Origin of the sequence: Saccharothrix syringae, assembly GCF_009498035.1 — a bacterium.
GTDB lineage: Bacteria > Actinomycetota > Actinomycetes > Mycobacteriales > Pseudonocardiaceae > Actinosynnema > Actinosynnema syringae.
On the sequence record NZ_CP034550.1, the window covers coordinates 2,613,686 to 2,637,381 of the forward strand.

A 23,696-nucleotide genomic window follows, 5' to 3' on the forward strand; every position below is an offset into this window, starting at 1 on the left:
CGGTGCACGCCGTGCTCACCGACGAGAGCGACGCCCCACCATGTTCTCCCTCCGCCATCGTCCGCGCACCATCACGACGGCCGTCGTCGCGGCACTGGCCGCCGCGACGACGAGCGGCATCCCCGCCACCGCCACCGCGGCCGACGGCCCGACCGACGGCCTGGTCGTGCACTACCCGCTCACCGAGACCGCGGGCGCGGTCGCCCGGGACGTCTCGGGCTCCCACCGGGACGCGGCGATCCTCGGCGACGCCACCCCGGCCGGCGAGGACGGCCTCCAGCTGGGCGGCCAGAACGGTCACGTGGACCTGCCCGACCACCTCCTGCGCGACCTGACCGAGGTCAGCGTCTCGCTGGAGGTGCGCATCGCACTCGACCAGCCCACGCCCTACTTCGTCTGGGGTCTCGGGAACTCCTCGGGCACCTCCGGCAACGGCTACCTGTTCACCACGGGCAACGCCTACCGCACTTCCATCGCCACGGGCAACTGGTCCACCGAACAGACCGCGACCGCGGGCCGCGACCTCGCCCGCGACGTGTGGAAGACGCTGACCTACACCCTCGCCGACGGCACCGCGGTGCTCTACGAGGACGGCGTCGAGGTCGGCCGCAAGACCGGCGTCACCACCACCCCGGCCATGATCGGCGGCGGCAGCACCACGGCCAACCACATCGGCCGCTCGGTCTACGGCGGCGACCACCACCTCAAGGGCGCCGTCCGCGACTTCCGCCTGTACGACCGGGCCCTCACCGCCGCCGAGGTCCACGACCTCGGCTTCGTCCCCGCCGAGGAGAAGGCCCGCCGCGACCTGGCCGCCATCGACCTCGGCGACCTGTCCGCGGTCACCGCGGACCTCACCCTGCCGACCACCGGACCGCACGGTTCGGCGATCACCTGGCACTCCGACGACCCGCGGTACGTGACCGATCAAGGCGTCGTCACCCGCCCCGCCGCCGGCCGCGCCCCGGCCACCGCGACGCTCACCGCGAGCGCCGCCGGCCAGACCCGCGCCTTCCGCGTGACCGTGCGACCGGAGCCGACCGACCGCGAGAAGGTCACCGAGGCCGCCGCCGCGCTGGCGGTGTGGGACGCCGACGACGTCCGCGGCAACCTCACCCTCCCCACCACCGGCCTGCACGGCACCAGGGTGTCGTGGAAGTCGACGAAGAAGAAGGTCGTCACCGAGACCGGCGAGGTCACCCGCCCCGCGCACGGCGAGCGCCCGCAGCGGGTCACCCTCACCGCGACCGTGGAGAGCGGCCACCAGCAGGTCAAGCGCCGCTTCGACGTCACGGTGACCCCGCTGCCCGAGCGGCAGACCTACGAGGGCTACCTCTTCGGCTACTTCACCGGCGAGGGCACCGCCACCGGCGAGCAGGTCTACTTCGCCGCCAGCCGCGGCAACGACGCGCTCAAGTGGGACGAGCTCAACGGCGGCCGGCCCGTGCTCACCTCCTCCCTGGGGGACCGGGGTGTTCGCGACCCGTTCGTCATCAGGTCGCCGGAGGGCGACAAGTTCTACCTCATCGCCACCGACCTGAAGATCCACGGCAACGGCAACTGGGACCTGGCGCAGCGCCGGGGCAGCCGCTACATCGAGGTGTGGGAGTCCACCGACCTGGTCAACTGGTCGGAGCAGCGCCACGTCCTGGTGTCACCGGAAACGGCCGGCAACACCTGGGCCCCCGAGGCGTACTACGACGAGTCGATCGGTGCGTACGTCGTCTTCTGGGCCTCCAAGGTCTACGCCGCGGACGACCCGCAGCACACGGGCGACACCTACAACAAGATGCTCTACGCGACCACGCGCGACTTCCGCACCTTCACCGAACCCCGGGTCTGGGTCGACCCCGGCTACTCGGTGATCGACTCGACCGTGATCAAGCACGGCGCGGAGTACTACCGCTTCACCAAGGACGAGCGGAACAACACGTCCAGCACCCCGTGCAGCAAGTTCATCGTGGCCGAGAAGTCCACCGAACTGCGCGACACCTCCTACGACTTCGTCGCCGACTGCATCGGCAAGGGCTCGATCAGCCGCGGCGAGGGGCCGACGGTGTTCAAGTCCAACACCGAGGACAAGTGGTACCTGTTCATCGACGAGTTCGGCGGTCGCGGCTACGTCCCCTTCGAGACCACCGACCTCGCCACCGGCCAGTGGCAGCTCGCCACCGGTTACGAGCTGCCCAGCCGCCCGCGGCACGGCACCGTGCTGCCGGTGACCAAGGCCGAGCTGGAACGGGTCCGCGCCGCCTTCCCCTGACGATCACCGCTTCACCGGCACCACTCCCCACCCGGACCAACGCCCGGCGAGGGCGAACGTCCGACCGCGCAACGGTGCGCGGGTGACGACTTGCGGCACGCGACCGTCGTGCCGCGAGGTCTGGCGGGCGCCTCTCAGGACTTCTGGCGGTGTCCTGAGGGGCGCCGCCGGCGCCCGGCGCGTTCGGCCGACCTTCTCGACCGCCTGACTGCCACCTGACCATCTGACTGCCGCCTGACCGCTTGACCGCTTGACCGCCGCTTGACCGCCGCCTGACCGCTGACTGCCGCCTGACCGCTGACCGCCGCCTGACCCCTGACTGCCTGACTGCCGACTGACTGCCAACCGCTCGGCTGCCCGACCTCCCGTCCCCCCGTTCCCCTGACTCCAGTACGCGTTGCTTTCCCTGATCTCCCTGGAGCACGCATGTCCCGCGCAGTGATGGCCGCGGCGCTCGTCGCGAGCCTGCTCGTCGCCGTGCCCGCATCGGGCGTGGCCGCCGACACCGACTACACGCTGACCATCGACCCGACCGGCAAGGGCGCCTCGATCGACGACACCATGTACGGCGTCTTCTTCGAGGACATCAACCGCGCCGCCGACGGTGGCCTGTACGCCGAGCTGGTGCAGAACCGGTCGTTCGAGTACGACCGGGCCGACAACGCCGCCTACACCCCGCTCACCGGGTGGGCCCCGACCGGCGGCACGCTCGACGTGGTCGACGACGACGCCCGGCTCAACGAGCGCAACCGCCGCTACCTCCGCCTCGGCCTGCCCGCCGGCGTCATCAACTCCGGCTACAACTCGGGCATCAACGTGGAGAAGGGCAAGCGCTACGACTTCTCCGCCTGGGCCCGCACGGACCAGGCCGCGGGCACCCCGCTGGAGGTCGGCCTGACCGACCCGGCGGGCAAGGACCTCGCGCCCCGCGTCAAGGTCCAGGTGCGCGGTGACGGCTGGACCAGGTACACCGGCACCTTCCAGGCCCGCGAGTCCTCCACCACCGGCCGCCTGCTGCTGACCGGCGGCGGCACGGGCACGCTGCGGCTGGACATGGTCTCGCTGTTCCCCCACGAGACCTTCAAGAACCGGCCCAACGGCCTGCGCAAGGACCTGGCCGAGAAGATCGCCGCGCTCAAGCCCGGTTTCGTGCGCTTCCCCGGCGGCTGCCTGGTCAACACCGGCAGCCACTACGGCTACGACGCCACCACCAACTGGGAGCGCCGCCGCTCCTACCAGTGGAAGGACACCATCGGCCCGGTCGAGGAGCGCGCCACCAACGCGAACTTCTGGGGCTACAACCAGTCCTACGGCCTCGGCTACTTCGAGTACTTCCAGTTCGCCGAGGACATCGGCGCGATGCCGCTGCCGGTGGTGCCCGCGCTGGTGACCGGCTGCGGCCAGAACCGCGCCACCGACGACCCGGCGCTGCTCCGGCGCCACATCCAGGACACGCTCGACCTGATCGAGTTCGCCAACGGCCCGGCCGACTCGACCTGGGGCCGCAAGCGCGCCGAGATGGGGCACCCGGAGCCGTTCAAGCTGACCCACATCGGGGTGGGCAACGAGGAGAACCTGCCCGACGCCTTCTTCGACCGCTTCACGCAGTTCCGCGCCGCGATCGAGGCGAGGTACCCGGACATCACGGTGGTCGGCAACTCCGGGCCCGACGACACCGGCGGCACCTTCGACCGGCTCTGGCAGCTCAACCGCGAGGCCGGCGTCGAGATGGTCGACGAGCACTACTACAACAGCCCGACCTGGTTCCTGCAGAACAACGACCGCTACGACCGCTACGACCGCAACGGCCCCAAGGTCTTCCTCGGCGAGTACGCCTCCCAGGACAACCGCTTCTCCAACGCCCTGGCCGAGGCCGCCTACATGACCGGCCTGGAGCGCAACGCCGACGTGGTCAAGCTCGCCTCCTACGCCCCGCTGCTGTCCAACGAGGACTACGTGCAGTGGCGCCCGGACATGATCTGGTTCAACAACCACGCCTCCTGGGGCTCGGCCTCCTACGAGGTGCAGAAGCTGTTCATGAACAACGTGGGCGACCACGTGGTGCCCAGCACGGCCACCGGAACCCCGGCCAACCTCGAACCGATCACCGGCGCCATCGGCCTGTCGACCTGGGCCACCGCGGCCGCCTACGACGACGTGAAGGTGACCTCGGCGAGCGGGCAGGCGCTGTTCGCCGACGACTTCTCCGCCGGCGCGAACAAGTGGACCGGGACCGGCAGCGGCACCTGGGCCGTGGTCGACGGCGCCTACGCGCAGTCCGACGCCACCGCCCAGAACACCCTCGTCACCGCGGGCGACCCGGCCTGGCGCGACTACACCCTGGAGCTCAAGGCCACCAAGCGCGCCGGCAGCGAGGGCTTCCTGGTCGCCTTCGGCGTCAAGGACACCGGCAACTACTACTGGTGGAACCTCGGCGGCTGGAACAACACCCAGTCCGCGGTGGAGAAGGCCGAGGGCGGCGGCAAGAGCACGCTGGTCTCCGACGGCACCCGCATCGAGACCGGCCGCACCTACGACCTCCGCGTCGAGGTGCGCGGCCGCAAGGTGCGGCTGTTCCTCGACGGGCGCCAGTGGGGCGAGTTCACCGACGACCGACTCGTCGAGCCCTTCCGCCAGGTGGTCACCCGCGACCGGCAGACCGGCGACCTGGTCGTCAAGGTGGTCAACGCCCAGGCGGACGCGGCCAAGACCAAGGTCGAGCTGGGCGGGAACACCTGGGTCCTGCCCGCTGCCGAGGCCACCGTGCTCGAAGGTCTGCCGGACGACGTGAACACCGAGCACACGCAGCCGGTCAAGGCGCGCAAGGCGCAGGTGCGGGTCTCGAACTCCTTCACGCACACCTTCCCGCCGAACTCCGTGACCTTCCTGCGCATCAAGGACAGAAGGCGATGACCAGGACCGGGGAAACGTCGAATTCCTCATGCCACGACGGTATCGAACAAGTGTTCGAAAGTCCGCGATCCGAGCCCATGATCACCCGATCCAGCGACCGACCGGGCCGTCCCCGATTGGAGTTCCCGTGAGCCTCGACCGCAGATCCCTGTTCCGCGCCGGCGGCGCGCTGGCCGTGGTCGGCGGCCTGTCCACCGCCGCGGCCGCCGCCTCCGGCCCGGCGGCGGCCGAAGGGGCCGGGCGCGGCCCGGCCGAGGACGGCCTGCCCACCCGCAACCCGCTGGTCGAGCAGCGCGCCGACCCGTTCATCACCCGCCCGGTCGACGGCATGTACTACCTCACCGGCTCCGTGCCGGAGTACGACCGGATCGTGGTGCGCGGCGCGTCCACCCTGGACGGTCTGGCCACCGCCCGCGAGCGCACCGTCTGGCGCCGCCCGGCCTCCGGGCCGATGGGCGGCTACATCTGGGCGCCGGAGCTGCACCGCATCGACGGCAAGTGGTACATCTACTTCGCCGCGGGCGACTCGGACCAGCCGTTCCGCATCCGCACCTACGTGCTGGAGTCGGCCAACGCCGACCCGCGCGAGAGCGGCTGGGTGCTGCGCGGCCAGATGGTCACCGCCTGGGACACCTTCACCCTCGACGCGACCACGTTCGAGCACCGCGGCAAGCGCTACTTCCTGTGGGCGCAGAGCGAACCCGGCATCAACACCAACAGCAACCTCTACATCGCGGAGATGGCCTCGCCGCTGGCCCTGAGGACCGCGCCCGTGCGCATCGCCCAGCCGACGCTGAGCTGGGAGGTCCAGGGCTTCCGGGTCAACGAGGGCCCGGCGGTGCTGATCCGCAACGGCCGGGTGTTCGTCACCTTCTCCGCCAGCGCCACCGACGCCCGCTACTGCATGGGCCTGCTGACCGCCGACGAGAACGCCGACCTGCTCGACGCGCGGTCGTGGACCAAGACGCCCACGCCGGTCTTCACCACGAACGACGCCACCCGCCAGTACGGCCCGGGGCACAACTCGTTCACCACCGTCGGCGACCGGGACGTGCTGGTCTACCACGCCCGCGACTACCGGGACATCACCGGCGACCCGCTGTTCGACCCCAACCGGCACACCCGCGTGCAGCGGCTGTACTGGAACGACGACGGCACGCCCGCCTTCGGCGTCCCGGTGGGCAAGGGCGGCCCGGCGGTGCGGCTGTCGCCGGTGGACTCGCCGCACCTGGTCGTCCGGCACTTCGAGTACCGGCTGCGGGTGGACGGCAACGTGCGCGAGCTGGCCGACTCCCAGTTCCGCATCGTGGACGGCTTCCTCGGCGCGGGCACGGCGGCGGTCCAGTCGGTCAACTTCCCGGACCGCTACGCCCGGGTCGACGGGACCTCGCTCCGGGTCGACCCGTACGAGGACGGCGACGCCTACGGGCGGCTGGCCTCGTTCGTGCGGGTCGAGGGGCTGGCCGATCGGGACGCGGTGTCGCTGCGGCTGTCCGCCGACCCGTCGGCGTACGTGGCCCACGACGGCTCCGGGCGGCTGGTGGTGACCAAGCCGGGCAACGACCGCCGGGCGCGGGAGCGGGCGACTTTCCGACTCGCTTGATCGAACCCACCGGTAGCGAAGGTCCCTGGTGGACAATGTGGCTGCTGGACAACGTGACGGGCATCGTCGCAGCGAAGAAGCGGTGTTATCGCTAACATCGAGGATGTAGGACAAGATGACTGAGATGGGGCGGTAGTGGAGCAGAAGACCTCGCGCGATCCCGCGATGACGGATGTCGCCCGACTCGCCGGGGTCTCGCACCAGACGGTGTCACGGGTGCTCAACGGCCACCCGAACGTCCGGGAGCAGACCCGGCTGCGGGTGCGCGCGGCGATCGCCGAGCTGGGCTACCGGCCCAACAAGGCGGCCCGCGCGCTGGTGACCGGCCGGTCCCAGCTCATCGGGGTGGTGGCGCAGAACTCCACCCTCTACGGCCCGGCCTCGCTGCTCGCGGCGTTCGAGCAGGCGGCGGCCGGTGCCGGGTTCGCGGTGAGCGTGGGCCGGGTGAACGTGCTGGACCGCACCTCCATCTCGGACGCCGTCGAGCGGCACCGCGACCAGCGGGTCGCGGGCATAGTGGTGATCGCGCCGACCGCGTCGGCCAACGACGCGGTCGGCGACGTCTCCGCGGGCATCCCGCTGGTCACCGTGGACGGCGACCCGGACCGCTCGACCCCGCTGGTGACCGTCGACCAGGCGGCGGGCGCCTTCGCGGCGACCCGCCACCTGCTCGACGCGGGCCACCGCACGGTCTGGCACGTCTCGGGTCCGCCCGACTGGTTCGACAGCGCCGGCCGCATCAGGGGCTGGCGCTCGGCGCTGGAGGCCGCCGGCCTGGAGGTCCCCCCGGTCGTGCCCGCCGACTGGAGCGCCGCCTCGGGGTACCGGGCGGGCCAGATGCTGGCCCGGATGCCGGAGGTCACGGCGATCTTCGCGGCCAACGACCACCTCGCGCTGGGCATCCTGCGCGCGATGAGCGAGCGCGGCCGCAAGGTGCCGCACGACGTGAGCGTGGTCGGCTTCGACGACGTGCCCGAGGCCGCCTACTTCATCCCGCCCCTGACCACCATCCGGCCCGACTTCGACGCCGTCGCCCGGGAGACCCTGGAGCTGTTGCTGGCCCAGGTCGGCGACGGCGAGGTGGGTGCCTCGCAGCGCACCATCGCGCCCAGGCTGGTGGAGCGGGACAGCGTCGCGCCACCCGCCTGACGGCCGGATCGCGACCCGCGCGCCCGGGACTTCCCGGGCGCGCAATTCTTTCGTGTTCCGGAACCGGTGCCGCCGCACCTAGGCTGGGTGCGGGACGCGGCGTCGTCCCAGGCTCCATTGTGCACGCTCACCAAGTCGTTAAGAGCACGTTGCAGGGGGGTCTTGACGTGATGAATGTTAGCGATAACACTGCCTCTCATGGCGAGTGAACCGTTGGTGGTGGGTGTCGACTTCGGCACGTTGTCCGGCCGCGCCGTCGTGGTGCGGGTGCGCGACGGCGCCGAGCTGGGCACGGCGGTGCACGAATACCGGCACGGCGTGCTGGACCGGGCGCTGCCCGACGGCCGCCCGCTGCCCCCCGACTGGGCCCTCCAGGTCCCGCAGGACTACGTCGACGTCCTGAAGAACGCCGTGCCCGCCGCCGTCGCCGCGGCCGGCGCGGACCCGGCGGACGTGATCGGCATCGGCACGGACTTCACCGCGTGCACGATGGTCCCGGTCAAGGCCGACGGCACGCCCCTGAACGAGCTGCCGGAGTTCGCCGGCGAGCCGCACGCCTACGTCAAGCTGTGGAAGCACCACGCCGCGCAGGGCCAGGCCGACCGGATCAACGCCCTGGCCGAGCGGCGCGGCGAGTCCTGGCTGCCCCGCTACGGCGGCCTGATCTCCTCGGAGTGGGAGTTCGCCAAGGGCCTCCAGCTGCTGGAGGAGGCGCCCGCGGTCTACGCGGCGATGGACCACTGGGTCGAGGCCGCCGACTGGATCGTCTGGCAGCTGAGCGGCACCTACTCCCGCAACGCCTGCACCGCCGGTTACAAGGGCATCTACCAGGACGGCTACCCGTCGCCGGAGTTCCTGAAGGAGCTCAACCCCGACTTCGCGGGCTTCGTCGCCGACAAGCTGGACCACCCGCTGGGCCGGCTGGGTGACAAGGCCGGGACGCTCACCGCCGAGGCCGCCGCCTGGACCGGCCTGCCCGAGGGCATCGCGGTGGCCGTGGGCAACGTCGACGCGCACGTCACCGCCCCGGCCGCGCGGGCCGTCGAGCCCGGCCAGATGGTCGCGATCATGGGCACCTCCACCTGCCACGTGATGAACGGCGACGTGCTGCGCGAGGTGCCCGGCATGTGCGGCGTCGTGGAGGGCGGCATCGTCCCCGGCCTGTGGGGCTACGAGTCGGGCCAGAGCGGGGTCGGTGACATCTTCGCCTGGTTCGTCGACCACGGCGTGCCGCCCGAGTACCACGAGCGGGCGCGCGAGCGGGGCATCTCGGTGCACGAGCTGCTCACCGAGCTGGCCGCCGAGCAGCGCATCGGCGAGCACGGCCTGATCGCCCTCGACTGGCACAGCGGCAACCGGTCGGTGCTGGTCGACCACGAGCTGTCCGGCCTGGTCATCGGCCAGACCCTGGCCACCCGCGCCGAGGACACCTACCGGGCCCTGCTGGAGGCGACCGCCTACGGCACCCGGGTGATCATCGACTCCTACACCGACGCGGGCGTCCCGGTCACCGAGCTGGTCATCGCGGGCGGCCTGGTCAAGAACGCGCTGCTGATGCAGATCTACGCCGACGTGCTGGACATGCCCCTGTCGGTGATCGGCTCCGAGCAGGGGCCCGCGCTCGGGTCGGCCATGCACGCCGCGGTCGCCGCGGGCGCGTACCCGGACATCCGCGCCGCCGCCGGGGCCATGGGTTCGGTCGAGCGGGGCGTCTACCAGCCGATCCCGGGCAACGTCGAGGTCTACGAGCGGCTGTTCGTCGAGTACCAGGAGCTGCACGACCACTTCGGGCGCGGCGCCAACGAGGTCATGCACCGGCTCAAGGCGCTGCGCCGCGCCGCCAAGGGGGAGAAGTAGATGTCGGTCCTGGAGGACCTGCGCCGCACGGTCGCCGACCTGCACCGCGAGCTGACCCGCTACGAGCTGGTGATCTGGACGGCGGGCAACGTCTCGGCGCGCGTGCCGGGGCGGGACCTGATGGTCATCAAGCCGTCCGGGGTGTCCTACGACGAGCTGGGGCCCGAGGCGATGGTCGTCACCGACCTGCACGGCAACCTCGTCGAGGGCGACCTGGCGCCGTCCTCGGACACCGCCGCGCACGCCTACGTGTACCGGCACATGCCCGAGGTGGGCGGCGTGGTGCACACGCACTCGCCCTACGCCACCGCGTGGGCGGCCCGGGGCGAGCCGATCCCCTGCGTGCTCACCATGATCGCCGACGAGTTCGGCGGCGACATCCCGGTGGGCCCGTTCGCGCTCATCGGCGACGACTCGATCGGCCGCGGCATCGTGGAGACGCTGCGGGCCGGCCGGTCGCCGGCCGTGCTGATGCGCAACCACGGCCCGTTCACCGTCGGCAAGGACGCCCGCGCGGCGGTGAAGGCGGCGGTGATGCTGGAGGACGTGGCGCGCACCGTGCACTTCGCCCGCCAGCTCGGCACGCCCCACCCGATCGAGCAGCACCACATCGACAGCCTCTACGCGCGCTACCAGAACGTCTACGGGCAATGAGCCCACGAGGGGAGCCCCGCATGTCCTCTGCTGCGAAGCCGCAGGTCTGGTTCCTCACCGGGAGCCAGCACCTCTACGGCCCGGACACGCTCGAACAGGTCGCCCAGCAGTCGCAGCAGATCCAGCGGATGCTCACGGGGTCGGGGCGGATCTCCGCCGAGCTGGTGTGGAAGCCGGTGCTGACCGACACCGCGGCGATCCGCGACGTGATGACGGCGGCCAACAGCGACCCCAGCTGCATCGGCGTCATCGCGTGGATGCACACGTTCTCGCCCGCCAAGATGTGGATCACCGGGCTGGACGTGCTGCGCAAGCCGCTGCTGCACCTGCACACGCAGCTGAACGAGGCGCTGCCGTGGGCCACCATCGACATGGACTTCATGAACCTCAACCAGGCCGCGCACGGCGACCGGGAGTTCGGGTTCATCCAGACCAGGATCGGCGTGCCGCGCAAGACCGTGGCCGGCCACGCGAGCGACCCGCGGCTGGCCGAGCGGATCGACGGCTGGGTCCGCGCGGCCACCGGTCACCACCACCTGAACGGGTTGAAGCTGGCCCGGTTCGGCGACAACATGCGGGGCGTCGCGGTCACCGAGGGCGACAAGGTCGAGGCGGAGCTGCGCTTCGGCGTCAGCGTCAACACCTACGGGGTCAACGACCTGGTCGAGGTCGTGGACGCGGTGGCCGACGCCGAGATCGACCTGCTGGTCACCGAGTACGCCGACACCTACCGGCTCGCGCCCGAGCTGGCCAAGGACGGCGCGCGGCACGACTCGCTGCGCTACGCCGCCCGCATCGAGGCCGGCCTGCGCCGGTTCCTCACCGACGGCGGCTTCGGCGCGTTCACCACGAACTTCGAGGACCTGGGCGGGCTGCGGCAGCTGCCCGGCCTGGCCGTGCAGCGGCTGATGGCCGACGGCTACGGCTTCGGCGGCGAGGGCGACTGGAAGACCTCGGCGCTGCTGGCCGCGGTCAAGGCGATGGGCGCGGGCACCGGCCGCGGCACCTCGTTCATGGAGGACTACACCTACCACTTCGGCCCCGGCGAGCCGAAGATCCTGGGCGCGCACATGCTGGAGGTGTGCCCGACCATCGCGGCCGACCGGCCGTCGTGCGAGGTGCACCCGCTGGGCATCGGCGGCCGGGAGGACCCGGTGCGGCTGGTGTTCGACGCCGCCGCCGGCCCCGCCGTGGTGGTCGGCCTGGCCGACCTGGGCGAGCGGTTCCGGCTGGTGGCCAACGAGGTCGAGGTCGTGCCGCCGGACGAGCCCCTGCCGAACCTGCCGGTGGCGCGCGCGGTGTGGAAGCCCGCGCCGTCGCTGTCGACCTCCGCGGAGTCGTGGCTGACCGCGGGCGGCCCGCACCACACCGTCATGACCCAGGCCGTGGGCGCCGAGGTCCTGCACGACTTCGCGCAGATGGTGCACACCGAGCTGGTGGTCATCGACGGCGACACGACCACCGCGTCGTTCGCCGACCGCCTGCGCTGGAACCAGGCGTACTTCCGACTCGCGCAGGGCCTGCGCTAGCAGCACCACCCTAGGGAGAGAGAGAAACAATGAGGTTTCCGCGGATCGCCGCCATCGCCGCGGCCGGACTGGTCCTGGCCGCGTGCGGGTCGACGGAGAAGACCGGCGACCAGCAGAGCGGTGAGGCCGGGGGCGCGCTGGTCGGCGTGACCATGCCGACCCGCTCGTCGGAGCGCTGGATCCACGACGGCGACAACATCAAGAAGGCGCTGGAGGCCAAGGGCTACCAGGTCGACCTGCAGTACGCCGAGAACGACATCCCGACGCAGGCCAACCAGATCGAGAACCAGATCACCAAGAACGCCAAGCTGCTGATCATCGCCTCGATCGACGGCACCGCGCTGACCGGCCAGCTCCAGCAGGCCGCCGACGCGAAGATCCCGGTCATCTCCTACGACCGGCTCATCCGCAAGAGCCCGAACGTGGACTACTACGCCACCTTCGACAACTTCAAGGTCGGCGTGCAGCAGGCCACCTCGCTGCTGACCGGTCTGAAGGTCATCAACGCCGACGGCAGCCCCGGCACCGCCACCGGCCCGCTCAACGTCGAGCTGTTCGCCGGCTCGCCGGACGACAACAACGCCACGTTCTTCTTCAACGGCGCGATGTCGGTGCTCCAGCCGTACATCGACAAGGGCACGCTGGTGGTCAAGAGCGGCCAGACCGACTTCAAGACCGTGTCGATCCTGCGGTGGGACCCGGCGACCGCGCAGCGGCGCATGGAGGACATCCTCACCTCCACCTACCAGGGCGGCGCCCAGGTCAACGGCGTGCTCTCGCCCTACGACGGCCTGTCCATCGGCATCCTGTCCGCGCTCAAGAGCAACGGCTACGGCACCGCCGGCTCGCCCTACCCGGTCGTGACCGGCCAGGACGCCGAGGTCGCCTCGGTCAAGTCGATCATCGCGGGCGAGCAGTACTCGACCATCCAGAAGGACACCCGCGAGCTGGCCGCGGTGACCGTGGACATGGCCGACGCCGTGCTCAAGGGCAACAAGCCGCAGGTCAACAACGAGAAGGACTACGACAACGGTGTCAAGGTCGTCCCCGCGTACCTGCTGGAGCCGGTCATCGTGGGCAAGGACAACTACAAGAAGGTCCTGGTCGACTCGGGCTACTACACCGAAGACCAGCTGAGGTAGCAGGGGCATGTCCGACGACATCCTGGTGATGCGCGGCATCACCAAGCGGTTCGCCGGGGTCACCGCGCTGCACGGCGTCTCGCTCGCCGTGCGGCGCGGTGAGATCCACGCGATCTGCGGTGAGAACGGCGCGGGCAAGTCCACGCTGATGAAGGTGCTCTCCGGCGTGCACCCGCACGGCTCGTACGAGGGCGAGATCGTCTTCGAGGGCGAGCCCTGCGAGTTCGCCGGCGTGCGCGACAGCGAGCGGCGCGGCATCGTGATCATCCACCAGGAGCTGGCGCTGTGCGGTCAGCTGTCCATCGCGGAGAACCTGTTCCTGGGCAACGAGCGGGCCCGGCGCGGGTTCATCGACTGGAACCGCACCAACCACGCGGCGGGCGAGCTGCTCGCCCGCGTGGGCCTGCGGGAGAACCCGACCACGCCGGTGCACGACCTGGGCGTGGGCAAGCAGCAGCTGGTGGAGATCGCCAAGGCGCTGGCCAAGGACGTCCGGCTGCTGATCCTGGACGAGCCGACCGCGGCGCTCAACGACGACGACTCCGCGCACCTGCTCGACCTGCTGGAGGGCCTGCGCGACGAGGGCGTCACCTCGGTGATCATCTCGCACAAGCTCAACGAGGTGAAGCGGATCGCCGACAGCATCACCATCCTGCGCGACGGCCGCACCATCGAGACGCTGCCCGCCGGTGACGTGAGCGAGGAGCGGATCATCTCCGGCATGGTCGGCCGCGACCTGGAGCACCGGTTCCCGCCGCGCACGCCGAAGGTCGGCGAGGAGGTGCTGCGGATCGAGGACTGGACCGTGCACAGCCCGTCGCAGCCGGACCGCGTGGTGGTGGACCGGGCCAACCTGGTGCTGCGGCGCGGCGAGATCGTGGGCCTGGCGGGCCTGATGGGCGCGGGCCGCACCGAGCTGGCGATGAGCGTGTTCGGCCGCACCTACGGCGTGGGCGTGTCCGGGCGGGTGCTCAAGGACGGGCGCGAGATCGACACCCGGTCCGTCCGCAAGGCCATCCGCAACGGCATCGCCTACGTCAGCGAGGACCGCAAGCGCTACGGCCTCAACCTCATCGAGGACGTCAAGCGCAACGTGTCCGCGGCCGGGCTGGGCAAGCTCGCCCCGCGCGGCTGGGTGGACGAGAACGAGGAGTTCTCCGTCGCCGAGCGGTTCCGGCGGTCGATGAACATCAAGACCCCCGGCGTCGGCACCCAGGTCGGCACGCTGTCCGGCGGCAACCAGCAGAAGGTCGTGCTGGCCAAGTGGATGTTCACCGACCCGGACGTGCTCATCCTCGACGAGCCCACGCGCGGCATCGACGTGGGCGCCAAGTACGAGATCTACTCGATCATCAACGAGCTGGCCGACCAGGGTCGGGCCGTGCTCGTCATCTCCTCGGAGCTGCCGGAGCTGCTGGGCCTGTGCGACCGCGTGTACGCGCTGTCGGAGGGCCGGATCACCGGTGAGCTGAGCCGGGAAGAGGCCAGCCAGGAACGCCTGATGCACCACATGACCCAGGGACAGACCTCATGACCACGAAGACCGCGCCGCCCCCGGTGAAGGCGCAGGCCGGGCCGCAGCGCCGGTTCACCATCAACATCCGGCAGTCCGGCATCTACGTGGCGTTCGCGTTCATCGTGGCGCTGTTCGCGGTGCTGACCGACGGCCAGCTGCTGCAGCCGCAGAACATCTCCAACATCATCGTCCAGAACTCCTACGTGCTGATCCTGGCCATCGGCATGATCCTGGTGATCATCGGCGGGCACATCGACCTGTCCGCCGGGTCGGTGGTGGCGCTGACCGGCGCGATCTGCGCGGTGCTGACCGTGCAGGCCGGCGTGCCGTGGTGGCTGGCCGTGGTGATCACGCTGGTCGCGGGCGCGGTGATCGGCGCGGCGCAGGGCTACTGGATCGCGTTCTTCGGCATCCCGGCGTTCATCGTGACGCTGGCGGGCATGCTGGTGTTCCGCGCGCTGACCCTGACCGTGCTGGGCAACCAGGGCATCGGCCCGTTCCCGAACCCGATCCGCACCCTGGCCAACGGCTTCACCGCCGGCTACCTGGGCAACGTCGGCCTCGGCCCGCTGGGCGGCGCCGACCTGGTCAGCCTGCTCGTGGGCGTCGCGGTGGTGGCCGGGCTCGCGTTCGCGCAGTGGCGCAAGCGCAAGGCCCGACTGGGTTACGGCCAGGTCGTGGACCCGTTCCCGGTGTTCGTGCTCAAGATCGTCCTGGCGGCCGCGGTCGTGCTGGCCGTGGTGGTGCAGCTGGCCCGGTTCCGCAACCTGCCGTGGGTGCTGGTGCTGCTCGCGGTGCTGGTGCTGGGCTACTCGGTGATGGCCGACCGGTCGGTGTTCGGCCGGCACATCTACGCCATCGGCGGCAACCTCCAGGCGGCGACCCTGTCCGGCGTGAAGGTCAAGCAGGTGACCTTCTGGATCTTCGTCAACATGGGCGTGCTGTCCGCGCTGGCCGGCGTCATCTTCGCGGGCCGGCTCAACCAGGCCGGCCCGACCGCGGGCACCTCGTTCGAGCTGGACGCGATCGCGGCGGCGTTCATCGGCGGCGCGGCCGTGCAGGGCGGCGTGGGCAAGGTGGTCGGCGCGATCACCGGCGGCCTGATCATGGGCGTCATCAACAACGGCATGTCGCTGATCGGCGCGCCCAGCGAGCGGGTGATGCTGGTCAAGGGCCTGGTGCTGCTCGCGGCCGTGGCCTACGACGTGTGGACCAAGCGCCGCTCCTGACCGGGGGTGCGCCGTCGGGGGCCCGGCCCTTGACGGCGCACCGCCGTTCCGATTCACTCTGGGAACGCTCCCAGCCAGAACCGGCCGGCGAGCCGCACCAACTCCGGCGGCGGCCCCCCGTCCCCCGGTGGACCGCCGCCACTCCCGCGAAGACCGGAACCCGCAGGACATCCGCCGCCATGGAGGAAAGCGCTTACCAACTCGATCGGGAGACCAGCAGATGAAAGCCCTACTCGCCGTGTCGGCGTTGACCGCGGCGTTGCTCCAGGTCGTCACCGCGCCCCAGGCCCAGGCGGCCTGCGGCGACGGCTCGTACCAGGCCGAGGTGACCGGGTCCGGCAGCAGCTTCACCGCCCGCCGGGGCGGCGGCACCGTCTACACCGGCAGCAGCCTGCGCGCCGCCCTGCAGGCCGCCAACGACAGCCTCACCGCGAACCGCACGTCCAAGGAGCGGATCGTCGTCCGGGCGTCCGGCTCCATCCCCGCGGGCGAGCGGTACTCGATGCGCAGCTACACCGCGATCGACGTCTGCGGCACCATCAACGTGTCCGGCTCCGGCTCGGGCGACTACGCCCCGGTCTACGCGCGCGGCGTCCGCGACATCGAGGTCCAGAACCTCACCCTCACGGGCACCCCGGTGTACGGCATCTTCATGCGCAACGTCACCAACGTCGTCATCGGCAACGTGAACATGCGCCTGTCCAGCGGCCTGGGCGTGCGCATCGACAACCGCGGCGACACCAGCCAGTGGACCCGCAACGTCCGCATCGACTACGCCTACGTGCAGGGCGCGAGCTCGCACGCCGTGGAGACCTACGGCGTGGACGGCCTGACCATCGGCACGGTCGTGGCCCGCGGCGTCGGCGAGTCGGGCCTGCTGCTCAACCAGACGATCAACGCCACGGTCGGCACCGTCGACGCCGACAACGCGGGCGCGGGCACCGGCTACGCCGCGTTCCGCACCGCCAACCGCAACGGCCGCATCGGCGACAGCTACCCGATCAACGTCCGGGTCGGCCAGGTCATCGCCCGCGGCGGCGGCCGGGGCATCTTCTGCGTCTCGGAGAGCGGCGGCCTCCAGGTCGACCGGGTCGACATCGCCAACACCGGGAGCAACTCGATCCTGATCGAGAACTGCTACAACGTGAACCTCGCCGCGCAGAGCGGCACCGTCACCGGTCCGGGTGACATCCGGCTCGCCGCGCGCACCGAGTTCCCGGTGACCCGGGACGTCGTCATCCAGAACCTGAGGGTGACGAACTCGGCCATCCGCGAGAGCCCGTGCGGCACGAACACCACGTTCCGCAACAACACGCTGGTCAACAGCAGCCAGAGCATCTGCTGAGACGCCCCGGCCGGAACGTTCCGCCGCCCGCCCCCGGATCGGTAAGGTGCGGTGCCGGGGCGCGGGAGGTGGCGGGGTGAACCGTTACGACCGGTTGAACGCACTGCTGGAGCTGGTGGCCGAGCGCGGCCGCGTGGAGGTCGACGACATCGCCGAGGAGCTCGACGTCTCCGGCGCGACCATCCGCCGCGACCTCGACCACCTGGCGGAGCAGCAGCTGCTCACCCGGACCAGGGGCGGCGCGGTGGCCCACGCCGTCGCCTACGACCTGCCGGTGCGCTACCGCACCGTGCGCCGGGCGGGTGACAAGCAGCGCATCGGCCGCGCGGCCGCCGGGCTGGTCAGCCGCGGCGCCGTGGTCGGGGTGACCGGCGGCACGACCACCACCGAGGTGGCCCGGGCGCTGGCGACCAGCGCCGAGTTCGGCGGCGCGGAGGGTGACGGGCTGGTCACCGTGGTCACCAACGCGCTGAACATCGCCGGCGAGCTGGCCGTGCGGCCCCAGGTGAAGCTGGTGGTGACCGGCGGCGTGGCGCGGCCGCAGTCCTACGAGCTGGTGAGCCCGCTGGCGGGCCGGATCATCAACGCCCTGAGCCTCGACGTGGCCTTCCTGGGCGTGGACGCGATCGACCCCGACTCGGGCGCCCACGCGCACCACGAAGGTGAGGCCGAAGTCAACCGGATGCTCGCCGCCCGCGCCAGGCGGGTCGTCGTGGTGGCCGATTCCTCGAAGGTGGGCGCGCGGGCGTTCGCCGAGATCTGCCCGATCACCGACGTCCACGTGCTCGTCACCGACAGCGACGCCGACCCCGATGACGTGCGGCGATTCCGCGAACGGGGGGTGGAGGTCAGGCAGGTCTGAGGCGGTCCACTGTGGTGGTTCAGACGAGCGTTCCTCTAGATCGGCCGGCCCGGGTTGCGGTCCGGTCACGCCGTCCGGGGAAGTGCTTGACACCGCGCTGTGGCGCGAGACACAGTGACCGCCGTTCCGAAGCGGGTCGAACGCGGGGCGCCGGGGTCTGATGTGGACGACCGACGGCCCCGGCGGGGACGACGTGGACGACTGGGGGCGGGAGAACACGTCTTGGCGGAGGACCACCGAGGACCTGACCGCGAGCCGGGAGACAGCTGCGCGGTCCGCAAGGGCCGGCCGTCACGTGATGGGAGAGCCCGTGACGGCCGGCCACCGCGGCGCGGGTCAGTCGGGCGCGGCGGGCGAGTTCGCCTCCGGGACCAGCACGGACGGGGTGCCGGTGCCGTCGGCGGGCACGGACCACACGTCGTTGACGCCGTCGCCGCGCTGGAGCCCGTAGGCCACGGTGCGGTCGTCGAGCCACGCGGGCTGGTCGTCGACGCTGCGGGTTTCCGCCAGCGGCGTCACCGCCCCGGTGGCGAGGTCACGCACGGACAGCCGCCAGCCGCGCCGCGGGTCGCCGCCCACGGCCGCCTTGTAGGCGATGCGCGTGCCGTCCGGGGACAGCGACGGGCACTCGACGCCGTCGGCGACCGACCGCAGGGTCCGCGCGGCGAAGTCGCCCTCCACCAGGTAGCGGTGCCCGCCGGTGGACATCGTGGCGTAGAAGCGGTTGTCGTCGGCGGCGAACGTGACGCCCCAGAAGTTGCGGTCCGCCGCCGCGGTGACCACACCGTCCACCGAGGACGTGAACTCCTCCAGGGACGTGACCAGCGCCCCGGTGCGGGTGTCGAGGACCCCGGCGCTGGTGGAGAACCCGTTGGCCGCGTACGAGTGGCCGTCCACGAACAGCGTCCAGGCCACCATCCGCCCGCCGGCCGACACCCGGGCCCGGTTCGGGAACCCGGTCAGCGGCACGGTCCGGACCTCGCGCAGGGACGCGTCCAGCACGGCCAGCCCGCCCGCCCCGAACGCGCCGACCGGCCGCAGGCACGCGGTGGTGCCGCCCGCGCTGTAGGCCCGGTCGCACCGCTGGTCGGTGACCTCCCGGGGCCCGGCCGGGTCGGACCGGGAGACCGTCGACAGCAGGCCGTTGCTCAGCACCACCAGGCGCGGCCCGCTCACCGCGCCCGCCGCGGGCGCGGCCCCGGACGGGCCGGACAGCACCGCGTGGCCGACCACCACGCCACCGAGCAGCACCGCCACCGCCGCCGTGACCAGCAGCTTCGCCCTCGTCCTCATGAACGCCCCCGCACCAGCGCGAACGTGGCGACCAGGGCGAGCACGGCGCCCGCCGCCGCCAACCGGGTCGCGGCCCCGGGCCCCCACGCCTGCCAGGCCAGGCCGAACAGCACGGACGACCCCAGGTACCCCAGGGCCTGTCCACTCTGGATCACGGCGATGCCGGTGGTGCGCAGCCGCTCCGGCAGCAGCGGCCCGGCCAGCGCCATCAGCACGCCGTCCGTGGCCGCGTAGAACACGCCGTAGAGCGCCACGACCACCACCACGAGCGACCAGCCGCCCAGCGGGCCGGCGACGAGCAGGTACACCGCGGCGAGCGCCGCGTACCCGCCGAGCACCACCGGCAGCCTGCCCACGCGGTCGGCCAGCGCGCCCAGCGGCGCCGCCAGCAGCAGGTAGACCAGGCTGGTGCCGACCGCCAGCAGCGGGAACCAGCCGATCGCCAGGCCCTCCCGCTCCTGGAGCAGCAGGTACACGAACCCGTCGCCGACGGTGGCCAGGCCGAGCAGGGTCGCCGCGAGCACGACCCGCCGCACGCCCGCGTCCCGCCACAGCCCGCCGACGGCGGAGACCCGCACCGGTCGCGCCGGCAGCGCCGAGCGGTGGTCGCGCACGAACAGCACCAGGACCAGCACGCCCAGGGCGGCGACGCAGGCGCTGGTCACGAACACGGAGTCGAACGACCCGCCGGTCGCCGCGAGCACCGCCAGGGCGACCAGGGGGCCGAGGAACGCGCCCACGCCGTCCATGGCCCGGTGCGCGCCGAACGCCCGGCCGAGGTCGCCCGCCGGGGTCGACAGGGTGATCAGCGCGTCCCGGGGCGCGGTCCGCAGGCCCTTGCCGGCCCGGTCGAGCGTGATCACCGCGCCCAGCGCGGCGGTCGAGGTGCCCGCCGGCAGCAGGCCCAGCTTGGCCACCGCCGACATGCCGTAGCCGAGGGCCGCCACCGCCTTGCGCCGGTCGGTGCGGTCGGCGAGGTAGCCGCCGACCAGCCGCAGCAGCGTGGTGGCGCCGGTGTGGAGACCGTCGATGACGCCATAGGCGGCCGGACTGAGCTGGAGGCCGACGACGAGGTAGAGCGGCAGGACCGCGGTGACCATCTCCGACGAGACGTCGGTGACCAGGCTGACCGCGCCGAGCGCGAAGACGTTCCCGCTCAGGCCCTTCCAGCCCAGCGCTCTGGGGCGGGGGATCGTGGACAGGTACACGGCGCACCTCCGGGGCGGGGTGCCGCACCCGGCCCGGGCGGACCGGGTGCGGCTCGGTGGCGGGGTCAGTGGCAGGCGGTGGTGCCGTTGTCGGTGAAGCTCCTGCCCGCCTCCGGCACGAACTGCCAGGAGAAGCCGTCGCTGTGCAGGGTCAGCTTCAGCACGCCGTAGGTGTCGCTGTTGCGCACCTCGCTGTTGGGCTTGATGGTGCCGAACGAGTAGTGGCTCGCGCCGCCCATGCCGGCCACGAACGTGCGAATGCCGCGCGCGGTGTCCAGCGCGCCGCTCGGGTTCTGCGGCGCGAATCGCTCGTACTGGTGGTTGTGGCCGAACAGCACCACGTCGGCGTTGTAGTCGTACAGCGCCTGGAACAGCGGGCGCGTCGCCGTGGACGGGGCGTGGTTGGCGCCCGAGGTGAACAGCGGGTGGTGCCAGTACGCCGCCGTGCACGGCTTGGTGTTGGCGGCCAGGTCCGCGCGCAGCCACTTCTCCTGCGCGGAGCCCGCCGAGGTGGTGATGTTGGAGTTCAGCGAGACGATGTGCCAGTTGCCCAGGTCGTACGAGTAGTAGCCCTGGCCGGACGGGCCGGCCACCGAGCCGAAGTAGTTGTAGTAGCCGGTGGCGCCCGACGTGTTGTAGTCGTGGTTGCCCGGTGACGGGCGCGTGCGCGCCTTGTGCCTGCCCCACGTCGGGTCGTAGTAGTTGGTGAACTCCGCGGCGGTGCCGTTGTCGTAGACGTTGTCGCCGGTGGTGAAGACCGTGCCGGGGATGCCGTCCAGCAGCGCGGCGGTGGCGCTGTCGCCCGAACCGGAGTCCGCGATGTCGCCCGCGCCGACCAGGACCGGGTCGCCGCCGGTCCCCGGGGTGGTCGTGGTGGTGCCGGTGGTCAGGACGAGCTGCGGCGCGGTGGCCGAGCCGGACTCGCGCGAGTCGTAGTCCGCGCCGTCGGTGCTGGTCGAGGTCACCGCGATGCCGTAGGTGCCGTTGGCCCTGACCAGCGAGGTGACGTCGACCTCGTACCAGGCGTTGCGGGACACCGGACCGAGGCTGGTGAGCGACACCCCGTCGACGGCCGGCTGGTTGTTCCAGGTCACCGACGTCTCCGACCAGGTGGTGTCGGACATCGCCCGGAACGCGCCGCCGGACGGGCCGGCGGAACCCGACACGTCGTCGGTGTGCAGGCGCAGCTTGGCGTTGGTCACCGCCCCGGACACGCCGGAGACGGTGAACTTGAGGAAGATCCGCTTGACCGGCGAGCCGTCCACGCCGAGCTGGCCGGAGGTGCCGAAGTTGGTGCCGGTGGCGGAGTCGTCGACGTAGGTGTCGGCGACCGGGGTGAAGGTGGCGGTGGCCGCCGACGCGGCCGGGAGGTTGTCGGAGGAAGCGACGACGGTGAGGGCGGCGGCGGTGACGACACCGACGGCGAGCACCGCCAGTGGAGCTCTGCGACCTTGCATGCGAAACCCTTCGCTTCGGGTTGCCCGGACAGAGGCGTCGCAGAGAGTAGGCGGGCGTGGACAAGGCGTGGCCATGTCCGAGGGGACGGCAGGTGAACGTCGGGCGAAGCGCTCCCGCCGCTCAGTGCAGCTCGGCCGCCGCCGCCCGGAACACCGCGTCGGCCACCCGCGACAGCGGCGGCGAGTCGAGCTTCCACTGCTGCCAGTGCAGCGGCACGTCCACCGGGCGGTCCGGGGCCAGGTGCACCAGGCCGCGGTGCCGCCGGACCTGCTGCTCGGTCAGCATCGCCCAGCCCGCGCCCGCCACCACGGCGTCCTCGAACACGTGCCCGTCCGGCAGGTGGTGGCGCCGCGCCGCCGCGTCGCGGCCGGTCAGGTCCCGGCAGAACGCGTCCTGGAGGTCGTCCTTGGCGTCGAACACGATCACCGGCGCCTCGTGCAGCGGCCGGTCCGCCCAGCGGCGCGCGAACCGCTTCGCCGCGACCGCGTGGTAGCGGATGCTCCCGAGTGGACGGGCGCGGCAGCCCTGCACCGGTTGCGGCGACGACGTCACGGCCGCCACGACCAGGCCCCGGCGCAGCAGGTCCGCGGTGTGGTCCTGGTCCTCCCGCCGCACGGCCAGCACCAGGCCGTCGTCGCCGGCCAGCTCGGTGACCACGCGGCGGAACCAGCTCGACAGCGAGTCGGCGTTGACCGCCACCGGGATCGGTGTCGGGTCCTCGACCAGGCCCAGCGCCTCGCGCGCGTCCCGGTCCAGCAGCGCCTGCTGGCGGCCGTAGCGGGCGATCACCTCGCCGGAGTCGGTGAGGCGGGCGGGTTTGGAGCGCACCAGGAGCACCCGCCCGGTGCGCTGTTCGAGCTGCTTGATGCGCTGGCTCACGGCCGAGGGCGTGACGTGCAGCGCCCGGGCCGCGGCGTCGAACGTGCCTTCGTCCACAACGGCCAGCAGGGTGCGCACGCACTCCGGATCGAGCATCACGCCTTCTAATGATAGGTAAGGAACTGTAGCTGGTCTTATGGGTCGTTCGTTCCTACCGTCGGTGCCGTGATCCCCGCTGTGCTCGCCGGGCTCGGTACCGGCCTGTCCCTCATCGTCGTCATCGGTGCCCAGAACGCCTTGGTGTTGCGGCAAGGCGTGCTGCGCCAACGGGTCCCGGTCATCGTGACCATCTGCGCGGGGTCCGACGCGCTGCTCATCGCGCTCGGGGTGGGCGGTGTGGGCGCGGCGTTGACGGCCTGGCCGGGCGCGTTGGAGGTGGTGCGGTGGGTCGGCGCGGCGTTCCTGGTCGGGTACGGGGTGCTGGCGGCGCGGCGGGTGCTGCGGCCGGCGGCGCTGGAGATCGGCGGCGCGGCCTCCGCGGCGATCGCCACGTGCCTGGCGCTCACCTGGCTCAACCCGCACGTGTACCTGGACACCGTGCTGCTGCTGGGCACCGCGTCCACCGGGTTCGGCGGGGACCGCTGGTGGTTCGGCCTCGGGGCGATGGCGGCCAGCGCGCTGTGGTTCGGCGGCCTGGGGTTCGGCGCGCGGTGGCTGTCCGGGGTGTTCACCCGGCCCTCGGCCTGGCGGGTGCTGGACGCGGCGGTCGCCGTCGTGATCACGGCGACCGGCGTCTCCCTGGTGCTCTAGGCGATGGCGGGAGGCGGGGCGCCGCGAGCCCGTGGCGCCCCGGCCC

Annotated in this window: 17 protein-coding genes; 13 read left to right on the forward strand and 4 right to left on the reverse strand. The window is 71.8% G+C overall.

The genetic code is table 11. The annotated features are described in order from the left end of the window. The first annotated feature begins 40 nt into the window (after window positions 1–40). The 12 genes from EKG83_RS12270 (at window position 41) to EKG83_RS12325 (ending at window position 18,062) form a co-directional block, all read left to right on the forward strand. Entirely contained in the window at window positions 41–2,263 is a 2,223-nt protein-coding gene (locus EKG83_RS12270) for an immunoglobulin-like domain-containing protein (RefSeq protein ID WP_033427220.1), read from the forward strand. A gap of 426 nt (window positions 2,264–2,689) precedes the next feature. Next, window positions 2,690–5,176, forward strand: a complete 2,487-nt coding sequence (locus tag EKG83_RS12275) for an alpha-L-arabinofuranosidase C-terminal domain-containing protein (protein WP_033427221.1) — start codon at window positions 2,690–2,692, stop codon at window positions 5,174–5,176. Between the two features lie 127 nt (window positions 5,177–5,303). Continuing rightward, window positions 5,304–6,779 carry a family 43 glycosylhydrolase gene (locus EKG83_RS12280; RefSeq protein ID WP_228122585.1) on the forward strand — a complete coding sequence of 492 codons (1,476 nt, stop codon included), beginning with the start codon at window positions 5,304–5,306 and terminating at the stop codon, window positions 6,777–6,779. Between the two features lie 165 nt (window positions 6,780–6,944). After that, window positions 6,945–7,928, forward strand: coding sequence for a LacI family DNA-binding transcriptional regulator (locus EKG83_RS12285; RefSeq protein ID WP_033427357.1), 984 nt, complete (start codon window positions 6,945–6,947; stop codon window positions 7,926–7,928). A gap of 198 nt (window positions 7,929–8,126) precedes the next feature. Beyond that, window positions 8,127–9,785, forward strand: a complete 1,659-nt coding sequence (gene araB, locus EKG83_RS12290; protein ID WP_033427222.1) for a ribulokinase — start codon at window positions 8,127–8,129, stop codon at window positions 9,783–9,785. Then, window positions 9,786–10,439, forward strand: coding sequence for an L-ribulose-5-phosphate 4-epimerase (locus EKG83_RS12295; RefSeq protein ID WP_033427223.1), 654 nt, complete (start codon window positions 9,786–9,788; stop codon window positions 10,437–10,439). 20 nt (window positions 10,440–10,459) lie between these two features. Further along, the gene (gene araA, locus EKG83_RS12300; RefSeq protein WP_033427224.1) at window positions 10,460–11,968 is read left to right on the forward strand and encodes an L-arabinose isomerase; all 1,509 of its coding nucleotides are present in this window, start codon (window positions 10,460–10,462) and stop codon (window positions 11,966–11,968) included. 29 nt (window positions 11,969–11,997) lie between these two features. Beyond that, window positions 11,998–13,110 carry a multiple monosaccharide ABC transporter substrate-binding protein gene (gene chvE / locus EKG83_RS12305; protein ID WP_033427225.1) on the forward strand — a complete coding sequence of 371 codons (1,113 nt, stop codon included), beginning with the start codon at window positions 11,998–12,000 and terminating at the stop codon, window positions 13,108–13,110. Window positions 13,111–13,117: 7 nt separating this feature from the next. After that, window positions 13,118–14,644, forward strand: a complete 1,527-nt coding sequence (gene mmsA / locus EKG83_RS12310) for a multiple monosaccharide ABC transporter ATP-binding protein (RefSeq protein ID WP_033427226.1) — start codon at window positions 13,118–13,120, stop codon at window positions 14,642–14,644. Continuing rightward, complete coding sequence (gene mmsB / locus EKG83_RS12315) at window positions 14,641–15,855, forward strand: multiple monosaccharide ABC transporter permease (RefSeq protein ID WP_033427227.1); 1,215 nt, start codon at window positions 14,641–14,643, stop codon at window positions 15,853–15,855. Before mmsA ends, mmsB begins: the two co-directional genes overlap by 4 nt. 220 nt (window positions 15,856–16,075) lie before the next feature. After that, a complete protein-coding gene (locus tag EKG83_RS12320) occupies window positions 16,076–17,200 on the forward strand; it encodes a hypothetical protein (protein WP_033427228.1) in 1,125 nt (374 codons plus the stop codon). 76 nt (window positions 17,201–17,276) lie between these two features. Then, window positions 17,277–18,062, forward strand: coding sequence for a DeoR/GlpR family DNA-binding transcription regulator (locus tag EKG83_RS12325; protein ID WP_033427229.1), 786 nt, complete (start codon window positions 17,277–17,279; stop codon window positions 18,060–18,062). 336 nt (window positions 18,063–18,398) lie between these two features. Here EKG83_RS12325 and EKG83_RS12330 read toward each other — a convergent pair whose 3' ends face one another. From EKG83_RS12330 to EKG83_RS12345, 4 genes are all read right to left on the reverse strand, one after another. Next, complete coding sequence (locus tag EKG83_RS12330) at window positions 18,399–19,355, reverse strand: TolB family protein (protein WP_033427230.1); 957 nt, start codon at window positions 19,353–19,355, stop codon at window positions 18,399–18,401. Continuing rightward, window positions 19,352–20,563 (reverse strand): MFS transporter, encoded by a 1,212-nt coding sequence (locus EKG83_RS12335; protein ID WP_033427231.1) that lies wholly within the window; start codon window positions 20,561–20,563, stop codon window positions 19,352–19,354. Before EKG83_RS12335 ends, EKG83_RS12330 begins: the two co-directional genes overlap by 4 nt. 65 nt (window positions 20,564–20,628) lie before the next feature. After that, window positions 20,629–22,020, reverse strand: coding sequence for a CBM96 family carbohydrate-binding protein (locus EKG83_RS12340; RefSeq protein ID WP_033427232.1), 1,392 nt, complete (start codon window positions 22,018–22,020; stop codon window positions 20,629–20,631). A 121-nt stretch (window positions 22,021–22,141) separates the two neighbouring features. Further along, the gene (locus EKG83_RS12345; protein WP_033427233.1) at window positions 22,142–22,996 is read right to left on the reverse strand and encodes a LysR family transcriptional regulator ArgP; all 855 of its coding nucleotides are present in this window, start codon (window positions 22,994–22,996) and stop codon (window positions 22,142–22,144) included. Between the two features lie 69 nt (window positions 22,997–23,065). Here EKG83_RS12345 and EKG83_RS12350 point away from each other — a divergent pair, with 69 nt between their 5' ends. After that, complete coding sequence (locus EKG83_RS12350) at window positions 23,066–23,650, forward strand: LysE/ArgO family amino acid transporter (RefSeq protein ID WP_153278038.1); 585 nt, start codon at window positions 23,066–23,068, stop codon at window positions 23,648–23,650. Window positions 23,651–23,696 lie beyond the last annotated feature (46 nt).

What these genes read in the sequence shown, in the direction of transcription:
- EKG83_RS12340 (WP_033427232.1), bottom strand. Translation starts at nt 22,020, where the DNA reads ATGCAAGGTCGCAGAGCTCCACTGGCGGTGCTCGCCGTCGGTGTCGTC.
- chvE (WP_033427225.1), top strand. Translation starts at nt 11,998, where the DNA reads ATGAGGTTTCCGCGGATCGCCGCCATCGCCGCGGCCGGACTGGTCCTG.
- EKG83_RS12295 (WP_033427223.1), top strand. Translation starts at nt 9,786, where the DNA reads ATGTCGGTCCTGGAGGACCTGCGCCGCACGGTCGCCGACCTGCACCGC.
- EKG83_RS12320 (WP_033427228.1), top strand. Translation starts at nt 16,076, where the DNA reads ATGAAAGCCCTACTCGCCGTGTCGGCGTTGACCGCGGCGTTGCTCCAG.
- araA (WP_033427224.1), top strand. Translation starts at nt 10,460, where the DNA reads ATGTCCTCTGCTGCGAAGCCGCAGGTCTGGTTCCTCACCGGGAGCCAG.
- EKG83_RS12270 (WP_033427220.1), top strand. Translation starts at nt 41, where the DNA reads ATGTTCTCCCTCCGCCATCGTCCGCGCACCATCACGACGGCCGTCGTC.
- mmsB (WP_033427227.1), top strand. Translation starts at nt 14,641, where the DNA reads ATGACCACGAAGACCGCGCCGCCCCCGGTGAAGGCGCAGGCCGGGCCG.
- mmsA (WP_033427226.1), top strand. Translation starts at nt 13,118, where the DNA reads ATGTCCGACGACATCCTGGTGATGCGCGGCATCACCAAGCGGTTCGCC.
- araB (WP_033427222.1), top strand. Translation starts at nt 8,127, where the DNA reads ATGGCGAGTGAACCGTTGGTGGTGGGTGTCGACTTCGGCACGTTGTCC.
- EKG83_RS12330 (WP_033427230.1), bottom strand. Translation starts at nt 19,355, where the DNA reads ATGAGGACGAGGGCGAAGCTGCTGGTCACGGCGGCGGTGGCGGTGCTG.
- EKG83_RS12275 (WP_033427221.1), top strand. Translation starts at nt 2,690, where the DNA reads ATGTCCCGCGCAGTGATGGCCGCGGCGCTCGTCGCGAGCCTGCTCGTC.
- EKG83_RS12345 (WP_033427233.1), bottom strand. Translation starts at nt 22,996, where the DNA reads ATGCTCGATCCGGAGTGCGTGCGCACCCTGCTGGCCGTTGTGGACGAA.
- EKG83_RS12285 (WP_033427357.1), top strand. Translation starts at nt 6,945, where the DNA reads ATGACGGATGTCGCCCGACTCGCCGGGGTCTCGCACCAGACGGTGTCA.